Source organism: Bowmanella yangjiangensis (genome assembly GCF_018531185.1).
Taxonomy (GTDB): Bacteria; Pseudomonadota; Gammaproteobacteria; order Enterobacterales; family Alteromonadaceae; genus Bowmanella; species Bowmanella yangjiangensis.
In genome coordinates this window covers 823,068-844,309 of sequence record NZ_JAHDJU010000001.1, presented here as the reverse complement: position 1 = coordinate 844,309, position 21,242 = coordinate 823,068, and the positions used below count along the sequence as shown (strand labels likewise).

Annotated in this window: 22 protein-coding genes; 2 read left to right on the top strand and 20 right to left on the bottom strand. The window is 50.5% G+C overall.

Annotated features, from left to right (window positions below):
* Nucleotides 1-2: 2 nt before the first annotated feature.
* The 8 genes from KJY73_RS03850 to ccmA are packed head-to-tail and all read right to left on the bottom strand — an operon-like array spanning nucleotide 3 to nucleotide 5,774.
* On the bottom strand, nucleotides 3-461 hold the full coding sequence (locus KJY73_RS03850; RefSeq protein WP_214340470.1) for a cytochrome c-type biogenesis protein: 459 nt from the start codon (nucleotides 459-461) through the stop codon (nucleotides 3-5).
* Nucleotides 458-1,027 carry a DsbE family thiol:disulfide interchange protein gene (locus KJY73_RS03845; protein WP_214340469.1) on the bottom strand — a complete coding sequence of 190 codons (570 nt, stop codon included), beginning with the start codon at nucleotides 1,025-1,027 and terminating at the stop codon, nucleotides 458-460. Before KJY73_RS03845 ends, KJY73_RS03850 begins: the two co-directional genes overlap by 4 nt.
* Nucleotides 1,024-3,003, bottom strand: coding sequence for a heme lyase CcmF/NrfE family subunit (locus tag KJY73_RS03840; RefSeq protein ID WP_214340468.1), 1,980 nt, complete (start codon nucleotides 3,001-3,003; stop codon nucleotides 1,024-1,026). The genes KJY73_RS03845 and KJY73_RS03840 overlap by 4 nt, the downstream gene beginning before the upstream one ends.
* Before the next feature lie 3 nt (nucleotides 3,004-3,006).
* On the bottom strand, nucleotides 3,007-3,483 hold the full coding sequence (ccmE, locus tag KJY73_RS03835) for a cytochrome c maturation protein CcmE (RefSeq protein WP_214340467.1): 477 nt from the start codon (nucleotides 3,481-3,483) through the stop codon (nucleotides 3,007-3,009).
* Nucleotides 3,483-3,713, bottom strand: a complete 231-nt coding sequence (gene ccmD, locus KJY73_RS03830) for a heme exporter protein CcmD (protein ID WP_214340466.1) — start codon at nucleotides 3,711-3,713, stop codon at nucleotides 3,483-3,485. Before ccmD ends, ccmE begins: the two co-directional genes overlap by 1 nt.
* Before the next feature lie 2 nt (nucleotides 3,714-3,715).
* Nucleotides 3,716-4,462 carry a heme ABC transporter permease gene (locus KJY73_RS03825; RefSeq protein ID WP_206595200.1) on the bottom strand — a complete coding sequence of 249 codons (747 nt, stop codon included), beginning with the start codon at nucleotides 4,460-4,462 and terminating at the stop codon, nucleotides 3,716-3,718.
* Between the two features lie 23 nt (nucleotides 4,463-4,485).
* Nucleotides 4,486-5,154 carry a heme exporter protein CcmB gene (gene ccmB, locus KJY73_RS03820; protein ID WP_206595199.1) on the bottom strand — a complete coding sequence of 223 codons (669 nt, stop codon included), beginning with the start codon at nucleotides 5,152-5,154 and terminating at the stop codon, nucleotides 4,486-4,488.
* The gene (gene ccmA, locus KJY73_RS03815) at nucleotides 5,151-5,774 is read right to left on the bottom strand and encodes a cytochrome c biogenesis heme-transporting ATPase CcmA (RefSeq protein ID WP_214340465.1); all 624 of its coding nucleotides are present in this window, start codon (nucleotides 5,772-5,774) and stop codon (nucleotides 5,151-5,153) included. The genes ccmB and ccmA overlap by 4 nt, the downstream gene beginning before the upstream one ends.
* A gap of 187 nt (nucleotides 5,775-5,961) precedes the next feature.
* Between ccmA and KJY73_RS03810 the strand changes: the two genes are divergently transcribed.
* Entirely contained in the window at nucleotides 5,962-8,115 is a 2,154-nt protein-coding gene (locus KJY73_RS03810) for a flagellar hook-length control protein FliK (RefSeq protein WP_214340464.1), read from the top strand.
* 4 nt (nucleotides 8,116-8,119) lie between these two features.
* Nucleotides 8,120-8,431 (top strand): EscU/YscU/HrcU family type III secretion system export apparatus switch protein, encoded by a 312-nt coding sequence (locus KJY73_RS03805; RefSeq protein ID WP_214340462.1) that lies wholly within the window; start codon nucleotides 8,120-8,122, stop codon nucleotides 8,429-8,431.
* A gap of 206 nt (nucleotides 8,432-8,637) precedes the next feature.
* On the opposite strand, the gene KJY73_RS03800 is transcribed toward KJY73_RS03805, so the two are convergent.
* The 12 genes from KJY73_RS03800 to flhA all read right to left on the bottom strand — a co-directional run bounded on the left by KJY73_RS03800 (nucleotide 8,638) and on the right by flhA (nucleotide 20,678).
* Entirely contained in the window at nucleotides 8,638-9,060 is a 423-nt protein-coding gene (locus tag KJY73_RS03800; RefSeq protein WP_214340461.1) for a DUF2802 domain-containing protein, read from the bottom strand.
* A 72-nt stretch (nucleotides 9,061-9,132) separates the two neighbouring features.
* Nucleotides 9,133-9,621, bottom strand: coding sequence for a chemotaxis protein CheW (locus tag KJY73_RS03795; protein ID WP_206595195.1), 489 nt, complete (start codon nucleotides 9,619-9,621; stop codon nucleotides 9,133-9,135).
* A 23-nt stretch (nucleotides 9,622-9,644) separates the two neighbouring features.
* Nucleotides 9,645-10,322, bottom strand: coding sequence for a chemotaxis protein CheW (locus KJY73_RS03790; RefSeq protein ID WP_214340460.1), 678 nt, complete (start codon nucleotides 10,320-10,322; stop codon nucleotides 9,645-9,647).
* On the bottom strand, nucleotides 10,319-11,098 hold the full coding sequence (locus tag KJY73_RS03785) for a ParA family protein (RefSeq protein ID WP_214340459.1): 780 nt from the start codon (nucleotides 11,096-11,098) through the stop codon (nucleotides 10,319-10,321). Before KJY73_RS03785 ends, KJY73_RS03790 begins: the two co-directional genes overlap by 4 nt.
* 35 nt (nucleotides 11,099-11,133) lie before the next feature.
* Nucleotides 11,134-12,240 (bottom strand): protein-glutamate methylesterase/protein-glutamine glutaminase, encoded by a 1,107-nt coding sequence (locus KJY73_RS03780; RefSeq protein ID WP_206595192.1) that lies wholly within the window; start codon nucleotides 12,238-12,240, stop codon nucleotides 11,134-11,136.
* A complete protein-coding gene (locus KJY73_RS03775) occupies nucleotides 12,240-14,441 on the bottom strand; it encodes a chemotaxis protein CheA (RefSeq protein WP_214340458.1) in 2,202 nt (733 codons plus the stop codon). The genes KJY73_RS03780 and KJY73_RS03775 overlap by 1 nt, the downstream gene beginning before the upstream one ends.
* A 13-nt stretch (nucleotides 14,442-14,454) precedes the next feature.
* Nucleotides 14,455-15,201, bottom strand: coding sequence for a protein phosphatase CheZ (locus KJY73_RS03770; RefSeq protein WP_214340457.1), 747 nt, complete (start codon nucleotides 15,199-15,201; stop codon nucleotides 14,455-14,457).
* Between the two features lie 35 nt (nucleotides 15,202-15,236).
* Entirely contained in the window at nucleotides 15,237-15,620 is a 384-nt protein-coding gene (cheY, locus tag KJY73_RS03765; RefSeq protein ID WP_206595189.1) for a chemotaxis response regulator CheY, read from the bottom strand.
* A gap of 46 nt (nucleotides 15,621-15,666) precedes the next feature.
* Nucleotides 15,667-16,392, bottom strand: a complete 726-nt coding sequence (locus KJY73_RS03760; protein ID WP_206595188.1) for an RNA polymerase sigma factor FliA — start codon at nucleotides 16,390-16,392, stop codon at nucleotides 15,667-15,669.
* Nucleotides 16,389-17,261 (bottom strand): MinD/ParA family protein, encoded by an 873-nt coding sequence (locus KJY73_RS03755; RefSeq protein ID WP_206595187.1) that lies wholly within the window; start codon nucleotides 17,259-17,261, stop codon nucleotides 16,389-16,391. The genes KJY73_RS03760 and KJY73_RS03755 overlap by 4 nt, the downstream gene beginning before the upstream one ends.
* A complete protein-coding gene (gene flhF / locus KJY73_RS03750) occupies nucleotides 17,258-18,559 on the bottom strand; it encodes a flagellar biosynthesis protein FlhF (RefSeq protein ID WP_214340456.1) in 1,302 nt (433 codons plus the stop codon). Before flhF ends, KJY73_RS03755 begins: the two co-directional genes overlap by 4 nt.
* A 19-nt stretch (nucleotides 18,560-18,578) precedes the next feature.
* Nucleotides 18,579-20,678, bottom strand: coding sequence for a flagellar biosynthesis protein FlhA (gene flhA, locus KJY73_RS03745; protein ID WP_214340454.1), 2,100 nt, complete (start codon nucleotides 20,676-20,678; stop codon nucleotides 18,579-18,581).
* Nucleotides 20,679-21,242 lie beyond the last annotated feature (564 nt).

Below are 21,242 nucleotides of genomic sequence, written 5' to 3'. Positions count from 1 at the left end.
GGTCAAGGTTTGTTCTCCTGCGTTTGATCTTTGTCCAGCAGTTGTTCAGCCTGGGCTAAAAGTGCCGCATCCAACTCGGACGCTGTACTACGGCGCCTTCTGACGACCATCAAGGCTGCCCCACCGATAAAGGCGATGGGCCCAAGCCACAGCAGTATGGTGGCTGGATTTAGCGGTGGCTGGTAATAAACAAAATCACCGTACCTGTCTTTCATGTAATCAATGATTTCGCCTTTGCTTTTACCTTGTTGCATCAACTGATAAACCTTACGTTTCAGATCCTGGGCAACCAGCGCGTCAGAATCCGCGATATTCTGATTCTGACATTTCGGGCAGCGCAACTCTTCGGTCAGTTCTTTGAACTCCTGACGCTGTTTATCACTGGCAAAGCTATAGACTTCTTCAACAGCAAAGACCGACAGGGGTAGCATCATGGCCAATGCACATAGCAGTTTTCTCATTGGCTTAGCTCCTGGTACAAAGGCAGAAACTTGGCTTGCCATACCCGCTCATTCAAGTCACCCACATGGTGCAGCCGCACCTTGCCTTCGCGATCAATCAGAAAAGTTTCAGGCGCCCCAGTGACACCGAAGTCCATAGAGGTATCCCGCTGTTCATCAAAGATATTAAACACATAGGGGTTACCTAATTGAGACAGGGTTTTGTCGATATCCAATCGAATCTCAGGCAGGGTCTTACCGCCAAAGTCGGGATCCATGTTCTGCTCGTAATAAAGACCGACAATGCGCACGCCCTGTTGACGCAGCTCAGTTAAAAACGGCAGTTCAATAGCACAAGTGACGCACCAAGTACCCCACACATTCAACAGTGTTACCTCACCGTCAAACACTTCAGGGCCATATTCGATGGAGGCATCCATCACATCCGGCAAGCGAAACGTTGGCACTGGTTGATTTAGCAGGCTGGACTCAATATCCCTGGGGTTTGAGAAAAGCCCCTGTAGCAAAAACACCGTGATGAGTAGAAACAATCCCAGCGGCAACAAAAACAAGCCTATGCGCTTCATGCAGCCTCTCCTGCCATGGCATCGGACTGAACACGAACCTTAGCCAGTTTGCTCATCCGATAGCGCTTGTCACTCATGGAGAGTAAGCCACCTATGGCCATCAGCGCAGCCCCACCCCAAATCCAGCGGATATAAGGTTTGACATAAACACGTAAGGCCCAGTCGCCGTTGTTAAGTTGTTCACCCAGGGCGACGTATAGATCACGGGTAAAACCAGGATCTACCGCCGCTTCGGTCATAATATTGCGCTGCACCGTATAGAAGCGTTTTTGCGCTTCCAAATGGCTGACCTTACGACCATCGTCATATACATCAAGCTTGGCAACATGGCCTGAATAGTTCGGCCCCTTAAGAATTTCAACCCCCAGAAAACGGAACTCATAACCTTGCAGTTCAATGCGGTCTCCGGGAGTCATACGCACATCCCGCTCAACGCTATAGCTGGTTACCATGGCTATGCCCATAATCATGGCGGCGAATCCCAGGTGCCCCATTACCATCCCCCAATGACTGGGTGTCAGAGAAGTCAGACCGGCCAGCCCTTGTTTACTTGCGGATAAACGCTGGCGAATCTCCTGCACGGTTGCAATCGCGATCCACACCGACAGTGCCATACCCAACGTGGCCATGTAAGACAATCCATCACGACCAAAGCTCAGCAGTGCAACGGCCACGACACTCAGCCCAAGACCAGCCAGTATCTGATTACGTAGTGCCGGCAATGTCTGGTGCTTCCAACGGCTCAGCGGTCCCATCACCATCAGCAGCACAAAAGGTACGATTAGATAAACAAACATCTGGTCAAAAAAGGGCGCTCCAATACTGATAGAACCCAGTCCTAACTCTTTATGTACCAAAGGTAACAAGGTCCCCATCAATACCACTAACGTGGCACTGCAAAGCAGAATGTTATTGCCTATCAGCATGGTTTCCCGAGACAACAACTCATAGCGTCCGACACTACGCAGCTGCGGTGCACGAAGCGCATACAACAGCAATGACGCACCGATAACCAGCACAAGCAGGCCCAGAATAAACAGACCACGGGTAGGGTCAGAGGCAAAGGAGTGTACCGATACCAACACGCCGGAACGCACCAGGAAGGTACCCAACAGGCTTAATGAGAAAGCCGCAATAGCCAGCAAAACCGTCCAGGATTTAAAGGCTTTACGTTTTTCGGTAACCGCCAATGAATGCAAAAGCGCAGTACCGACCAACCAGGGCATAAAGGAGGCGTTTTCAACCGGATCCCAGAACCACCAACCGCCCCAGCCAAGCTCTTTGTATGCCCACCAACTGCCCAGAGCAATGCCTAGGGTCAGAAATACCCAGGCGGCCAGTGTCCAGGGCCTTGACCAGCGAGCCCAGGTAGAATCCAAGCGGCCAGCCACCAAGGCCGCAATGGCAAAGGCAAACACCACAGAGAATCCCACATAGCCCATATACAACAAAGGCGGATGGATGATCATGCCAAAGTCTTGTAACAGGGGATTCAAGTCGCGTCCATCAACCGGAAAGAAGGGTAATAAACGTTCAAATGGGTTAGATGCCAGCAGGATGTACAGATAAAATCCTATTCCGACCATGCCCATAATCGACAATACCCGTGCCAGGATATCCTGCGGAATGCCACCACTGAACATGGCAACGGCCACCGCCCAGGCAGCAAAGATCAATACCCACAGCAGAAACGACCCTTCATGTCCCCCCCACACCGCGGTTATTTGATAATACCAAGGCAGTAAGCTGTTGGAGTTATGCGCGACATAGGCGATGGAGAAGTCGTTATTCAGAAAGCTCTGGGTTAAACACAGATAGGCAAACAGGGTAAAAAGAAACAGCCCGACAGTTAGCGGCTTGGCTGTTTGCATCAGTAGTACCTGACCACGCTGGGCACCCCACATGGGATAAATAGCCAGCAAGATGGCCATCAGCAGCGCCAGAACCAGCGAAAAGTGACCTAATTCTGCCAGCATCACCTACCCCTTATCGCCGTAGACGGCCTCGGATGGTTTAACGTGTTTAATCCCTTTCATGGCTTCTGCCAGCTCTGGAGGCATATATTCCTCATCGTGCTTGGCCAGGACTTCTTCTGCTTCGATATGGTTCGCAGCAGTTAATACGCCGGTGGCGACAATACCCTGCCCCTCGCGGAACAGATCAGGCAGAATGCCCTGATAACTGACAGTAACAACAGGCCCGGTATCGACCAGGTCGAAGCTCACTGCCAGGCTGTCGTCAACTCGTTTCACCGACCCGGGTACCACCATACCACCAATTCGCAGGCGCTGACCGACCTGGGGTTTCACGCCCTTTTTGCCTTCTACCAACTCGGTTGGGGTGTAGAACAAATCAATGTTCTGCCCCAGGGCATAGAGCATTAGACCAATAGCACCACCGACCACCAGGATCACTGCGCTAAAGGCCATCAGCCGTTGTTTACGTCTTGGATTCATCAATCCACCTCTTCAGCAAGTTTAGAATTCTGTTGCTGGCGGGCGCGGCTGGCAGCAATACGCTGCTGCCTGGCCTGTTCGGCCTGCCAGGTTATCTGCAGACTACGACGCGCTTTGACGCTCTGTACAATCAACAGCAGCAAGGCCAAACCGCTGACACCGAACGCCAGCCAGACATAAAATGCATATCCACCCATGGCCCAGAAGGCTGACCAACTCTCAAAATGCATGGTTACTGGCCCTCTTGTTGGCGGTACATGGCTTGCACCCAGGGGCGGTGCATTTCACGGCGGATCATTTCACTTTGTAATCGATACAGACTCAGCGCTGCAACCAGCAGCCCTAAGCCGACAATACTGATAAGAAGCGGCCAGAGCATTTCTGGCGCAATAGAGGGTTTACCAAATTTGGTTATAGTTGCCCCTTGGTGCAGGGTATTCCACCACTCTACGGAGTAATGAATGATAGGCAGGTTCACCACCCCAACCAGGGCCAAAATACCAGCCGCTTTGGCGCCTTGTTGCTTGTCTTCAAAAGATTGATAGAGCGCCATCACACCCAGGTAGAGAAACAGCAGAATAAGCTCTGAAGTCAGTCTGGCATCCCACACCCACCAAGTGCCCCACATGGGCTTGCCCCAGGCAGCTCCGGTAAAGAGGGCAACAAAAGTGACCACCGCCCCTACCGGCGCGATAGCGGCAACCGCCATATCGGCACTACGGATTTGCCAAACCAGCCCAATAAAGGCAGCAATAGCCATACCGCTGTATGCCCCCATTGACAGAATTGCGCTGGGTACATGCAAGTATATGATTCTAAATGAATCGCCTTGCTGGTAATCGGCCGGGGCAAAAGCCAGCCCCCAGACCAGGCCGATAGCCAAGCCTAATGCGGCACCACCCCAGCACCATGGCAGCAGTTTGCTACAAAGGGCAAAGGCCCGTTCGGTTTTAGCGTATGGATGTAACCATTTCCACATAGTCAGTTGCACCTGATAGTTTTTTAATTCTGACTGATTTTCAAAGCATGTGCGGTGGCCACTGGCGTCAACGCCAGTGCCAGCAACAACAGCGCCCCTATAATGGCTAGTTGGCCATTATAGGGAAGTTGCATTGAGGCCGCATCCACCGCCGAGGTGGCAAAAATCAATAATGGGATGAACAGCGGCAACAGTAACAGCGACAGTAATACGCCGCCACGTTGTAACCCCAGAGTCAGCGCAACGCCCGTAGCACCCACAAGGCTCAGTAGGGGGGTACCAACCAGCAAACTGCACAGTAGCGCGACATACATCTCAGGGGTGAGGTTCAAAAACAGGGCCAGCAGTGGCGAAATCAACAGCAGCGGTAATACGCAGGTCAACCAGTGAGCAGTCACTTTCACCAGCACCACCGCATACAGTGGCAAACCGCTTAGCATCATTTGTTCCAACCAGCCATCGCTGAAATCGTCACGGAACAGCCGCTCCATACCCAGCAGCGAAGACAGTAACACCGCCACCCAAATTACACCGGGGGCAATTTTTTGCAGCATCTGCGGGCCGGGTCCTACACCAAGAGGAAATAAACTAATTACCAATACAAAGAATATCAGTGGCTGGATCAATTCGGATTTCTGTCGATAGGCCAGCGCCATCTCACGCCCTAATAAGCCGGTTAGTCTGGCTATCATAAGCGGTACTCCAGGTGCAGCTCGCGCACCGGCAAGGGAAAGTCCAGACTCTGATGAGAGGTCATAATGATCAGGCCCTGACTCTGCAAATGCTCAGCCAGTCGTGATTTAAGTAACGCGACCGCCTGTTTGTCTAAGGCGGTAAAAGGCTCATCCAGTACCCACAAAGGGCAGGATTTTAACCAGAAACGAGCCAGGGCAATACGACGCTGCTGACCAGCAGACAGTTGCCCGGCGGGAAGCTCTTCTAATCCCACCAAACCCAGGGTTTCAAGCAGTGGATAAAGATCCTGATTGGCAGGTAACCCTTGCATACGACACCAAAAACGCAGGTTATCTATGGCGTTTAACGCCAGATTCACACCCAGTTTATGGCCGAAATAACAGAGTTCACTCTGATACTGGCCAGGAGTTCGGCGGATATCTTCTCCACGCCACTGGATGCTGCCACTATCCGGTAGCGACAACCCCACAAGCAACCGCAATAAACTGGTTTTGCCTGCGCCGTTGGGACCTTGAACATGCAGCAGTTCACCCGCTTGCATACTAAAGCCCAATTCCTCAAACAAAATGCGATCACGCTTTACGCAAGATAATTTGTTAACCGATAGTAAGGACAAACTTAGCCTTTTAGGTGGTTGGCATTCTTAATGCAATGCACTACACAAAAACCGGCGGATAATAGCATAGACAGTCGCCGTTGGGGATGTTTTCACGGCCCTTGATATACTGATCGAGATCATCAAAAATTCTATTAAATAACCCACCTGACATTCAGCTAAGCGCGATGTCTGTCGATAAGAGCCTATGTCAGAACTGCAATTATCTCCTCAGTCAGCCCTGCTCAATGCCATGCGACAAATGCAGCAGGCCGGTTTAGCCCTGCCCGATAACGTCGCCGCACAGCTTAGTCAGGTAGAAGTCAAACTGTTACCCGGCAACCAACTGCTGTTGAGCCTGGCTAACCGCCAGGTCGTCATCAATGCCAAGGACCTGCAGGGTAAGCTACAAAACGGCCAACTCTACCAGTTGCTCACCGACAATAAGGACGGGGGACGTTTACTTTTCTATCCGCAGATTACTGCCACCCCGGCCCCAACAAGCCAGCAGTCCATACCACTGGGGGGCGCTGCGTTCAATAGCTTGCTCACCGCTATCGTCAATAATCAGCCAGGGTTGCCCGACACGCTGAGCTTTCCCGCCAGGGTGCTGAATCAGCAGGCTGCCGCGCTTATACTTGATATCCAAGGTCAGACGCTCAAGTTGGCATTGTCTGCTCCGCTCCCAGAACTGCGTCCGGGCCAGCCGGTGGAAGTCAACTATCAACGCCAGCAAGGTCAATGGACAATAAAAATTGATGCACAAAATGTGAAACTGAGTGAATCAGGTTCAGCAGAACCTAAGCTATCCTCGTCCAGCCCCCCAAGTCATACACCTAGCGCCAAGGCAGCGACTGCCGAATGGCCAATACCAAAACAAAGCACTGAGTTGCTTCGTTTTGCACAAGCACTGAGTAAACCTCAAAATCTGGACCTTGCTCAGCTTAAACAATGGGTTGGTCAACTGCCCGTCGCTCAACAGAAGTCTCTGATGCCCTTACTGCTTGGCCCGGAGGGACAAGTGCAGTCAGTCAAATTGCAATGGCCGACCGGTAGTCAGCCCGAACTATTGTTAAACAGGGCACAACCCGTCGCGACGCTGGTAGTTGGAAAACCGGTACTGCAGCAGATGATTTCCAGCCTGCAGCCCACAGTGGGCTCAGCCCCCCCTGTGCCAACTCCCACTTCCGCTGCTGCACCGCCTACAACCCTGGACACCAGCAAATTGCCCCAAGGGATACAGGCACCCGCTACGCCACTTATTCAGGCTCAAACCCCAATTAAAGTGGAAGGTCAGGTTCTCGCCGGGCCCCCCTCACCAACACAGTTACAAAATGGGCCTGTCACATCGGGAACGGTACAGGAACAACAGCCAAGCCTTAGCAAAACCCAACAAGCAGCCCAAAGAGTTGATCCACAAGGCCCCTTGCTGCAAAAATTCCAGGACCTGGGACGCCGTTTGATGAGCCAGCAGGACTCTCCTGCCCGGCTTTTCAACCAGATTGATACGGCATTAGCGGATAACCGGACCGTTGCCACGGATACCGGTAAGCTTTTGCAGCAACTTAGCCAACACCTGAAACAGAGCTTGCCGCAGGGCAATGAACAAGATGCTGCAGCACTGCGCAGCCTGCTGACTACACCGGCATTGAATCTAACTCCGCTGCAATTGGTCAGCAGTAACAACAGCCAGGGGTTGGTGGGCGCATTAGTGACCTTGTTGCAGGTTGCGCTGACATCCAGGCTGGCCAATCAGAGTGGTAAGTTGCAAGCCGGTCAGGGGCAGAAACTACTGGACGGATTAAATGCCTTGTTGGAAACAGTGCGCCCAAGCACCAGTTCAACGCCAGTTAACCAGCGAAATCTGTCGGATATGGCTCAGCTTGAGCAACGACACCAATTACTCAACACTTTGGGGCGGCTGCTTGGCGGGCATAGTCACGCTAAATTACGTGGCGTTGAAGCTCAGCTTCAAGGCCAAGATAGCTTTTACTACAACTTACCCATAGGTCAGGGAGAAGTCCGTCGTGATATTGAGTTGCTGATACGCCGCGAACCACCACCTGATAAAAAGAGCAAGAGCAAACACTCGGCTGACAGGCAATGGAACCTAACCATGAAGCTGGAAATTGGTGAGCTAGGTGGTTTACTGGCCAAAGCGCGGCTCTACCAGACCGAAGTGGAACTGGACTTTTATGCCGCCAATGCCGCCCTTCGGGATCAGGTGATCCAATTCATTCCACATTTGAAAAAACGCCTGACGGCACTGGGTATTCAGGTTAATCACAGCCAATGCCAATTGGGTAAAATTCCTGAACATCTGCAACAAAGACCCTACCAGGTCTTTGAGACACAGGCTTAGTGATATGACAGACAAACCTAAAAGCGCCGTCGGTATCCAATATCAGGCAGATAACCCTAAACAAGCACCGCAGATTATTGCCAAAGGCTTTGGCGAGTTAGCCGAAGAAATTATTGCCCTGGCGAAAGAACATGGTGTTTTGGTCCACGAGGATGAGCAGCTGGCAGGCTTTCTGAATAGTCTCGATCTGGGTCAGGAAATACCGCGGGAGCTGTATATTGTCATCGCTGAACTGATCGCTTTTTCTTATGTGCTACAGGGTAAATTCCCCAACAGCTGGAACAATATGCATGGCAAGGTGGATGACAAGGCGTGAGGCGTGAGGCGTGAGGCGTGAGGCGTGAGGCGTGAGGCGTGAGGCGTGAGGCGTGAGGCGTGAGGCGTGAGGCGTGAGGCGTGAGGCGTGAGGCGTGAGGCGTGAGGCGTGAGGCGTGAGGCAGATAAGTATTGACTGAGCGCTCTGATATAACAAATATTTTCCTAACTCCTAACTCCTAACTCCTAACTCCTAACTCCTAACTCCTAACTCTGCTTGCCGTGAATACTAAACAATAGTTCGGCTTCAGCACGTGGCAGTTCACATTCATGCATCAGTTCATCTACCGATGCCCCTTGTTGCAGTAGTTTCACCGCCCTGTTGTAGAGCTTAGTGTCGGGATCCATCTCAGCTAATTCCTGCTGTTGTTCACGGGTCTCCCGCAAACTGTTGTCAAAGGCCCTTTGTCTGCTTTCCAGTTGTTTGATCCTCTGCCCCATACCAATACTACCGGCACGCAATTCATGCAACTCCGCGGCCAAGGCCTGACATTCCTTTCGCAGGGCTTGAACTTCTGAGTTTTGCTGTCCGGCCTGAGTTTGGCTAATGCTTAACGCGGCCTGCTGGCGTAAAAGAACCACCACCAGCATAACGCCGACCAGTAGTGCCAATCCTATTCCAATACCCATCCAAGCCATGTGGTTCCTTAGTCAGATACAAAAACACCCGGCTAAGCGGGTGTTTATTTACCGAATCAGCCGTTACATACTGCTGATTTCATCCCATTCTTCGTCTGTCAGCAACTTATTCAAATCAACCAGGATCAGTAGCTCGCCATCGCGGTTGCTAACGCCCTGAATAAATTTGGCGCTTTCTTCAGTCCCCACATTCGGGGCACTGTCGATTTCGGAGGATTTCAGGTACACCACTTCAGCGACACTATCCACCAAAATACCCACTACCTGCTGTTCTGACTCAATAATCACAATACGGGTGTTGTCAGAGACATCATTGGCGTCCAAACCGAATCTGGCACGGGTATCAATGACCGTAACTACGTTACCGCGCAGGTTAATAATACCTAACACGTAATCCGGCGCTCCCGGTACCGGAGCAATCTCGGTATAACGCAGCACTTCCTGCACTTGCATCACGTTGATGCCGTAGGTTTCTTCTCCTAATCTGAAGGTCACCCACTGCAGGACTTCGTCGTTATCTATGGCTGCATTACTGTTTCTGTCATCACTCATATGCTTCGCTCCCGACTAGCGGATTAATCTGCATCTTTACTGCCCAGCCCCTGTTCAAACAGTGCGACCAATGCGCCAACATCGATCAGGGCACACATTTTCTCCTTGACCAGCCCAGCTAACCAGGGACGCTTGCCCTGATTCTCGCGCCATTTCACATCATCCTGATGCAAGCTGACCGTATCTACCAATGATTCGCAGCAAAGCCCCCAACCACTGGTTCCTAACATAATAAGATATTGATAATTTAAGGCTTCTGCCAGTGTTTCTGAGTATTTTTCTGGCATCACCCAACGTGCGGTATCCACAACCTTGAGCTTTTCATCACGGTGCAGCATAACACCTTTAAACCAATCCGGCTTACCGATTAAGGGTGAGGCCTTTTCAAACTGGTGGATCCCACCCAACTCAGTCAAAGGAACAGCCAGGGTTAAACCCGCCACATCAAATAACAGCGCCTGAAACTGGCCCTGGCGATATTCAGGTGTCTCTTGCTCCTGTGGCCTGGCTTCAATAGGCTCAGCAAGCTGCGGGGCTTGCACCTCTGTTACTATCTCGGGTTCTTGAACAAAGGGCTGAGCCTCTTCAAGCAATTTAGCCACAGTTTGGCGCTGCGCTTGTTCAATCACTACCTCTTCGGTAAGCAGAGCTGACAGGTAATCCTCCATCACCTTTTCATTGGCGAACTGGCCCTTGCTCATTGATTCGGCTCCTGACTCAAAAGGAAATTCAGTAAGCTGTTATAAGCATAGACCCCCCGGCTACGAGGGTGAAAAACCGGTAGCGGGCTTTGTGCCTGACTGGCATCCCGAAAACGCGTGTCTACAGGTACCACACCATTCCAAACCAAATCCCCGTAGGTCGCACGCAATTTCTTATAGGCTTCTAGTGCCGCGTTAGTGCGTTTGTCGTACATGGTGGGAACAATAGTGTAAGTGTAATCACGCGGCTGTGACTTTTTCATAATCTCCAGGGTGTGCATCATGCGCTCTAGGCCCTTGAGGGCCAAAAACTCGGTCTGCACCGGAATCAATATTCGCTCACAGGCCGCCAGTGCATTGACCATCAATACACCCAGTACCGGAGGGCAATCCATAATCGCAAAGTCAAACTCGTCCTCTACCAGTTCCAAGGCTTTTTTAATTATCAGCCCCATTCCGCCCTGATGGCCCATACTGCGATCCAGCGTTGCCAGAGCCATAGTGGCGGGCAGAATAAACAAGGAGTCAAACTTGGTTGGGCACAAACTGTCCAACACTCTGTCGGCAGTCAGGTTCTTATGCGCCAAAAACACATCATACAAACTGGAGGAGAGTTCTTCGGAATCCACACCGAAGTAATAGCTAAGCGAAGCATGGGGATCGGTATCGACCAGCAATACCTTTTTGCCCTTTAGGGCCAATAAGGAACCTAATGTCACTGTCGTCGTGGTTTTACCTACCCCACCTTTTTGGTTCGCCACTGTCCAGACAATCACAACTCAGCCCTTACAGGAATAGAAGCCAGCCCGCCTCAGGCAGGCATCTCGGCCAAAATATGCGAAGCAACATCACCCAAAGCCAGACTGGCTGAAGACAGTCCAGCAGCCGTCACGGCCTGAGGCATTCCGTAAACCACACAAGATTTCTCGTCTTGCGCCCAGATAGTCGCACCACGTTGCTTAAGAGACCGACAGCCTTCACGACCGTCTGCACCCATACCGGTCAAAACAACAGCTAATAGATCGCCGCCATAAACCCGACCCAGTGAGGCAAAGCTTAAATCGACACTGGGCTTATAGGTAATATTGTCCAGACCAGGGTCATCCACAATACGAATTCGACATGAGCGGCTGGTGCCGTCGACCAACATCTGCTTACCACCAGGGGCCAGATAAGCACAGCCGGGTTCAATCAGATCGCCGTTTTCAGCTTCCTTAACCTTAATCTGACAAAGATTATTCATCCGCCCGGCAAAGGCCGTGGTAAAAGTGCCCGGCATATGCTGAACCAGGAAAATAGGATAAGGAAAGTTCGCTGGCAACTTGGTTAGAATAGTTTGCAGTGCCACTGGGCCGCCGGTGGACGCGCCAATGGCCAAGGCGGAATAGCGTTTGCCGCTGGCTTTAGGTGGACGAACAGATTCAACGCTAACCGTTGGCTTTGTCTCTGCAGCCCTACTGTCTCGCAAGCTGGCAACCGGGCTGGGTGTTGTCCTAAGTAAACTGGGTCGGGAAAATGCCCGGCGTCTGGCTAAGGCTTTAACACGCTGCTGAAGCAAACTAATGGCTTCTTGCCGCTCTTTAGCAATATCCTCGAACTTCTTCGGCAGAAAATCTAATGCACCGGCATCCAATGCATCTAAAGTAGCTTGAGCACCGTCTTTGGTTAAAGAAGAAAACATTAAAATCGGCGTCGGATTACTGGCCATAATGCGCTTCACCGCACTAATACCATCCATGATCGGCATCTCGACATCCATGGTGATCACATCAGGCCGCAATTTAGCGGCCATATCTATGGCTTCCTGGCCGTTTTTGGCCTCTCCCACTACCGTCAGGCCCGGATCCTGGTTGAGGAAATCAGAAACCCGTCTACGAAAGAATGTCGAATCGTCGACAACCAGAACCTTGTATTGCATCAGTTAATTGCTTTTTTTGTCTTTAAGGCCTTTTTCGCATAACGCTTTAGTAGGCTTGGAATGTCCAGAATCAATGCGATACCGCCGTCACTGGTAATAGTCGCACCAGCCATACCTGGCGTACCTTGCAACAATGCGTCCAAAGGTTTAATTACCACTTCTTCCTGACCAATCAGGGCATCTACGACAAAACCTACTTGTTGGGTGCCAATCTGCACTACCACAACATGACCTTTACTGCGTTCAATCTGTACTTTTCCTTTACTACGATGCAACCATTCCTTCAGATAGAACAGCGGTATCGCTTTTGAACGAACAATCATGGTGAGCTGACTATCTACCGTGTTGGTCTTGCTCATATCCACATTAATAATTTCGCTCACCGCTGCCAACGGCAGCGCAAAGGTTTGCTCACCGACAATAACCATCAGGGTTGGCAATATCGCCAAGGTAAGCGGTACCTTAATCTCCAGTCGTGTTCCCACACCTTTTTCGGAATGGATATGCACAGTACCGTTTAGCTGGTTGATCTTGGTTTTCACCACATCCATACCCACGCCACGGCCGGAAATATCCGAAATTTCTGTTTTGGTAGAGAAACCAGGAGCAAAAATCAGATTGAAGGCTTCCACATCCGACATACGAGCGGCCGCATCGACATCCAACACGCCACGTTTAATCGCGATGTCCTTGAGTTTGTCAGGGTCCATCCCTTTACCATCATCTTCGATGGTCAGTAAAATATGATCGCCTTCCTGAGAAGCTGACAAGGTCACTGTACCTGTGCGTTTCTTGCCTGATGCTTCTCGTTCATCGGGCATCTCAATACCGTGATCAACAGAGTTTCTAACCAAGTGCACTAAAGGATCAGCCAAAGCCTCGACCAGGTTTTTATCCAGATCTGTCTCTTCACCAACCAGATTAAGGTTAATTTCCTTTTTCAGGCTGCGAGCTAAATCTCTAACCACCCGCGGGAATCGACCAAAGACTTTCTTGATGGGCTGCATGCGGGTCTTCATCACCGCACCTTGCAAATCACCCGTTACCACATCCAGGTTGGCAATAGCCTTGGACATGTCTTCGTTATTCAGGTTAACCCCAAGGCTTAACAAACGGTTACGTACTAATACCAATTCACCGACCATATTCATTATCTGGTCCAGACGTTTGGTATCCACCCGCACTGTGGTTTCCGCAGGCGGTGGAGCAGCCGCAGCTTTCTTATCTGCGCCTCGTAAAGCAGTACTAGCAGCCTTATCCTCATCTTCGTCTTCAGCGGCTTTGGCAACCGGCTTGCTGACAGGTTTAGCTGGCTCGGCTTTAGCCACCGGCGCACTGGCAACTTTGGCGTCGGTTTTAGGTTTAGCAGCTTCAACTTTAGCCACAGGTTTGGCATTGGCCTTTTCGGCCCCTGGCCCTTTGCCGGAACCATGTAACTGATCCAGCAAAGCTTCAAATTCATCGTCAGTAATATCGTCGCCGTCTACCGGTTCTGAAATAGGTGAGGCAGGAGCAGATGAAGCAGCCTGTTTTTGTGCGTTAAACTTGCCTTCACCATGCAACTGGTCCAGAAGGGCTTCGAATTCGTCGTCGGTGATATCTTCATCACCCACATTCAAGTCTATTGCAGGTGCCGTTGTATTGGCTGCTGAAGGGCCACCGGGGCCATGAAGTTCATCAAGCAAGGCTTCAAATTCATCTTCGGTGATATCGTCAATGCTGCCACCAGTTGACGCTTCACTACTAATCTCGGGTTCAGGAATAGGTTCTGGTTCGGGCTCGACAGGAGTACTGGCCACCTCATCTTCCGATTCAGGCTTACTTAAACGATGCAGGGCTTCAAGTACCTCGGGGGCCGCCGGTTCCAGTGGCTCACGGGCTTTGACGTTAGCGAACATTTCATTGATGCTGTCTAACGCTTGCAGGATGACATCCATCAATTCTGCGGTTACCTGACGCTTGCCGGTACGCAGAACATCAAACACGTTCTCCGCACCGTGACAGGCATCGACAAGTTCTGTCAGTGACAGAAACCCGGCACCACCTTTGACGGTATGGAAACCACGAAAAATGGCATTGAGCAGGTCAGCATCTTCAGGATTATTTTCTAAATCAACCAGTTGCTCTTGCAGCAGTTCGAGAATTTCTCCCGCTTCAACCAGGAAGTCCTGCAGGATATCCTCATCAACGTCAAAGGCCATGCATCAATTCCCCTTAAAACCCTAAGCTTGAAAGTAGATCATCAACGTCATCCTGACCAGTTACCACATCGTCCCGGCTAGCCGCATCAATGATTGGCCCTTCGGCCATTTCCTTGCTGGCCTCTTTTTTAGCTTGCTTGGCATCTTCGTCGATCTCAGGCTCGCCAAACACCGTTAGCATATGCACTAAGCTATCTTCTACTTCTTTAACTAGATCAATAACTTTGCGAATAACTTGGCCGGTGAGGTCTTGATACCCTTGTGCCATCAGCACTTCGGTCAGTAGCTCATTGAGTTTGGCAGAATCGCCGCTGGCCTGGTCAAGGAACTTGTCCATATCATGGCAGAGGGCTTTAAACTCGCCCAACTGTAGCTGCCGGGTCATGAGCTTCTTCCACTCAGGCAAGATACCGTTTATTTGGGCATTCAAGCGTTCTGCAATTGGCATACTGGTCTCAACCGCATCCATAGTGCGGTTGGCAGCATCTTCAGTGGTTTCAATGACGTAATTGAGGCGACTCTGCGCGTCAGGAATATCTTCCTGCGCCAAATCCGCGATACGCGCATCTAATTGAAAGTTATTCAGGGAATCGTGCAGCTGGCGGGTCAGCTTACCCACCTCGGCAAAAAGTTCCATGGAATCCGCCATAGTGATGGACTCCAATAACTGTGCCGCTCCCTGATTATCTCCCTGCTCAAGCAATGCCACCAACTGGCGGGCATCCTCAAGCGAAACAGGAGCTTGCTCGGTAATCGTCATTAAGGCGTTCCTTATGCGTTAGGATCCGCCAGGGACTACCCAAGGCGCTCAAATATCTTTTCGAGTTTCTCTTTTAGCGTGGCTGCGGTGAAGGGCTTCACAACATAGCCATTAACACCGGCTTGGGCCGCCGCTACGATCTGCTCTTTCTTCGCTTCCGCCGTGACCATCAGCACGGGAGTATGTTTGAGGTTGTCATCGGCTCGGATAGCGCGAAGCAGGTCGATACCCTGCATTCCCGGCATGTTCCAGTCCGTAATGACAAAATCAAAATCCCCCTGTTGCAGCATGGGCAATGCGGTACTGCCGTCATCAGCTTCCTGAACATTGGTAAAGCCCAGGTCTTTCAGTAAGTTCTTGATGATACGTCTCATCGTCGAGAAATCGTCGACAACAAGAATTTTCATGTTTTTATCCAAAACTGCCTCCAGTGAGGATTCAACCAACTGTTATTCTTATTAAATTTTATTCCATTTGCCAGCTTTGCATGCGAGTTCTAAGTCTCAACATGGCTTGGCTATGGATTTGACTGACCCGAGACTCACTGACTTCAAGGACTTCGCCGATCTCTCTGAGGTTCAGTTCTTCGTCATAATAGAGTGAGAGCACAATGGCTTCCCGTTCAGGCAAGGTAGTAATAGCATGGGCCAACGCTTTTTGAAACGATCCTTGTAACAAATCATCAAAGGGTGCATCCGTCCCTCGTGTTTGCTCAGTACTGATTACATCCTCAGTCACCCCAAGGTCTTCTATACCTACCAAACGACCTGCATTCACTTCATTGAGCATCTGGTGATATTCATCCAGGCTAACCTGAAGCTTAGCGGCCACATCGGCATCACGGGCATCTCCGCCAGTTTCACGCTCTACAGATTGAATAGCCTCAGCGATAGCGCGACTATTTTTATGCACAGAGCGGGGCGTCCAATCACCTTTTCGAATTTCATCCAGCATGGCACCCCGTATGCGAATGCCTGCAAAGGTTTCAAAACTGGCACCTTTAGAACCGTCAAAGTTTTTGGCCGCTTCCAGCAAACCAATCATGCCAGCCTGAATCAAATCGTCAACCAATACACTGGCAGGCAGGCGAGCCATCAGGTGATGCGCGATACGTTTAACCAGCGAGGCGTGTTGCTCAACCAGCTTGGTTTTACTATCGAATTGCTGATAGGCGGCTGCTTTATTATTCACTCTTTATCTCTGTGGACCGCGGAATTCTGATTTACCAACTGTTCCAGGAAAAATTCTAAGTGCCCCCCCGGCTGGGTAGGAATTGGCCAACGTAGCGCCTGCTTGGCCAGATTAGAAATAGCCACAGCAGCTGGAGAGCTTGGGTAAGCCTCCACTATCGACTTCTGACGACGCACCGCTTTACGAATATTTTCATCAAACGGAATGGTGGCCACTAATTCCAAAGCAACGTCCAGGAAACGGTTAGTTACTTTGGACAGTTTAGCAAAGAGTTCCTGACCTTCACGGACGTTACGCACCATGTTGGCAACAATTTTAAAACGAAACACACCATGGTCACGGTTCAGTATCTTAATTAGCGCGTAAGCATCGGTGAGCGAGGTAGGCTCATCACATACCACCACCATGATATCCTGGGCTGCCCGTGAAAAGCTCAGCACCATATCCGAGATACCGGCAGCGGTATCTACAATCAACACATCAATTTTGCTGCGCAGTTCGCTAAAAGCGCGGATTAAACCGGCATGCTCCGTGGGCGTTAGTTCTGTCATGGACTGCGAGCCCGATGTCGCCGGAGCGATTTTCACGCCATACGGGCCTTCAACCAAGACTTCTTCGAGCAGGCATTCACCTGACAACACATGGGAAAGATTCTTTTCGACCCGCAGGCCCAACATAACGTCGACGTTGGCCAACCCCAAGTCGGCATCCAAAACCAGAACCCGTTTTCCTTGCTTAGCCATCGAAATAGCAGTGTTCAGCGTGATGTTGGTTTTTCCCACCCCGCCTTTGCCACCGGTGACGGCGATAACTTTAATGAGATTGGGCTGGTTCATTCGTCTTAAGCTACTCGCTTGATCCTCAATCATAATGATACTGCTGAGTTTACAACCTGCTGAGTTCTTGTGGGAGTTAAAGCATACTGCTTAAACAGCCTTGCTGCACAAGAAATTATGTACTTGGCATCAGCCACTTTAATGTCCTCGGGTACTTTCTGTCCATCCGTCAAATAACCGACGGGTAAACGATGCTCCAAGGCCAGGCTGATGGCTTCGCCGAGACTGTAACACTCATCCAGTTTAGTGAAAATACAACCTTGCAAAGAAATCTGCTGATAAGTTGCCAACTGGTGCTCCATTACTCGATGTTGAGCATTAGCAGCCAGCACCAGATAATGTTTGATATTAGCATAGGATGATTGAGTCAAAGTATCTAACTGTTTGATTAGTCTGGTGTCTCTTTGACTAAATCCGGCGGTATCAATCAATACCAGGCCCTTATTACGGAACTGGTGAAGTAAATCGGATAATTCCTCCGCACTGGCGGCTTTCTTGACGGTACAGCCGATAATCTTGCCGTAAGTAGACAATTGCTCATAGGCCGCAATGCGATAGCTGTCGATGGTAATCAGGGCAACCTGATTAGCACCGTGGCGTTGTGCATATTGCGCGGCTAGTTTGGCAATAGTGGTGGTTTTACCTGTACCTGTTGGCCCCATCAAAGCCACTACGCCGCCTTTGCCCAGAATATCATTCTGCGTGGTATGCAAACGGTTGGCTAACAGCTTGAGTAAGAAAACCCAAGCATCTCGCTCTTCGCATTGGGCGGGCGCATAGGAAACTACCTGCTCGGCCAGGGACGGGGTAATGCCCATGCGAACCAGCTTGTCGATAAGATAACCATGCAAAGGCCTGGCCTGCTGTCTTTCCTGCTTTATCAGTCCCGCTACCTGGAATTCCAGCACATTGCGCAGAGATTTCAGCTCCTGACGGATATCATTCAGTTCTGCGTCATCATGCCGTGTAACCGGCGCACTTTTTGGACTGGCAGAAACGCTCTGTTCAACCACAGGTTGAGCCGCTGGAGTCTGCTGGCTTTGTTTTTCTAACAGTGCTTTGAGGCTATCTGGTCCTGAGTCACCGATGATCTCGCTAAGGCTGGGAGTTTTGGGCAGACTGCTGGCTGCAACTTTAGGTTTAGCGATGACATCTGCGCCGGATTTAGGAGCTGGTGTTTTTCTTACCGGTTCACGATCATAGGCCGCCACTATTTCGATACCATCTGCCACTTTCTTGTTTGACATAATGACTGCATCGCCACCCAGTTCATCTTTGACCTGAGCTAAAGCGTCGCGCATATCTTTGCCATAGAAACGTCTGATCTTCACATTTACCCCCTACGTCAGCTTACTGGCCTACGGCACTGACAATCTTAATCTGTTTGTCGTCAGGAACTTCCTGATAAGACAATACGTGCAATCCTGCGATGGCGTGTTTTAGGAACCTGGACAGTACCGGTCTCAACATACCTGAGGTCAGAAGTACTGCGGGCTCTCCCGCCAGTTCTTGCTGCTGTGCGGCATCCGCTAGAGATTGTTGCAGTCGCTCAGCCAGACCAGGTTCGATACCGGCTCCATCGCCACCACCCGCCTGTAACGACTGATGCAACATCTGTTCCAATTCGGGTGCCAAAGTAATAACAGGTATTTCTTTGCTGCTGCCGTTGATTTCCTGGGTGATCAGACGCTTAAGAGCGATACGCACGGCGGACACCAGCACGTCGGGATCTTGACTCTTAGGCCCGTATTCGCACAGCGTTTGTACAATGCTGCGCAAGTCACGGATGGGGATGCCTTCATACAACAAGGTTTGCAGCACTTTGACCACCGTGCTCATCGGCAGAATATCCGGCACCAGACCTTCTACCAACTTAGGATTTTGTTTGGCCAGCATGTCCAGAAGCTGCTGCACTTCTTCATAACCCAGTAATTGATAGGCATTATTGGTCAATAGCTGGCTTAAATGGGTAGCCACTACGGTTGCGGCATCCACCACTGTGTAACCTAAGGTCTGGGCATGTTCACGCTGGGAAGGTTTAATCCATACCGCATCCAAACCAAAAGCTGGATCCTTTGTGGGCTTGCCCTCTAACTTGCCGAATACCTGGCCGGGATTGATAGCCAGTTCCTGATCATGGGTGATATCCGCTTCACCAATAGTCACACCCAACATAGCGATAGTGTAGGTGTTGGGATTCAGATCCAGATTGTCACGGATATGCACAGGAGGAATAAGAAACCCCAGCTCTTGGGATAGCTTCTTACGCACCCCTTTGATACGAGCCAACAACTCGCCACCCTGGGTTTTATCCACTAGAGGAATCAAACGATAGCCAACTTCCAGGCCGATAGTGTCAACGTGCTGAACGTCATCCCAACCCAGTTCTTTGGCTTCGGCAGGGGCGCGCGTTTGTTCGGGTACCAGTTCACCGGCAGCCGGTTGTTCCAGCTCTTTTTGCTCACGCCACCAATCGTAATAAGCGTAACCACCAATTAAGGCAGCAAAGCCTAAGAAAGCCAAATGCGGCATGCCAGGTACAATGCCCATAACAAACAGAATGCCGGTCGTAATGTACAATGCGCGTCTATTACCCAATTGTTTCTTTACTTCGCCGCCCATGTCTTGGGAGTCATTTTCTCGAGTCACAATAATGGCAGTAGCAACAGACAAGAGCAGCGACGGAATTTGAGCAACCAGGCCATCACCGATAGTCAGAATAGTGTAGATCTCAATAGCGTTACCGAAGGTCAGGTCATGCTGAATCATGCCGATGAATAGCCCACCGACAATATTGATCAACATAATAAACAAGCCGGCAATGGCATCCCCTTTAACGAATTTGGAGGCACCATCCATAGAGCCGTAAAAGTCAGCTTCTGTGGTAATTTCCTGACGGCGGCGACGCGCTTCATCTGAGTCGATATAGCCTGCGTTCAAATCCGCATCAATGGCCATTTGCTTACCCGGCATAGCGTCCAAGGTAAAACGGGCGCTTACTTCGGAAATACGCCCAGCACCGGCGGTCACCACTTTAAAGTTGATGATCAAGAGGATGGCAAACACGACGATACCCACAGCAAAATTGCCGCCGATAACCACTTCACCAAAGGCCTGAATCACTTTACCAGCGGCATCTCCCCCTTCATGTCCTTCCAGCAGTACCACCCGGGTAGAGGCAACGTTCAGCGCCAGCCTGAGTACCGTAGCAATCAGCAGAACCAGCGGAAATGCACCAAAATCGATAGGGCGCTTGGTAAAGACCGCGACCAGGATGACCACCAATGACAGGGCAATATTGAAACTAAACAGAATATCCAGCAAAAACGCTGGCATCGGCAGTATCACCATGCCCATGATAGCCAGCAGGATTATCGGTGCGCCCAGGCCCGAGGTGAATTGCTTGACGCTGTTCTTATCGAATCGATTTAGGTATGTGCTCAGTTCCATACACTTACAACAGAATTTTGACGGCTGAACAGGTTTAGCAATAAGCGCGCCAGACTTTAGTTAGGTGTTAGGTGTTAGGTGTTAGGTGTTAGGTGTTAGGTGTTAGGTGTTAGGTGTTAGGTGTTAGGTGTTAGGTGTTAGGTGTTAGGTGTTAGGTGTTAGGTGTTAGGTGTTAGGTGTTAGCAACTAGGATGCTTCTCAGGACAAGACTGGGCGACCAGAAAACCAGGGGAAATTAGGATATTCATTTCAATCACACCGCTTTGATGTCATCAAGCATATGCTTATGCCAAATAAACCCGCTCAATTTCGAATTAATTTACCTCTTGCGGTTGACGTGCAGGCCTTAAAACGATACTAATATGCCTGTTTGAAACACAGGCCAGAACAAATGCAAAAGTTCCTCTCTCTACTCCTCCTTATGGCAGCAAGATTGCACGGGTAGGTTGTAGCCGAGAGACAGGCAAAATTTTAGAAAAACCCGTGCACTGCACGGGTTTTTCACTTTTCGAACCAAGTAAAAACCAGTGTCAGTGTGGCGGGTCAACCAACAAGAGGAAAGAC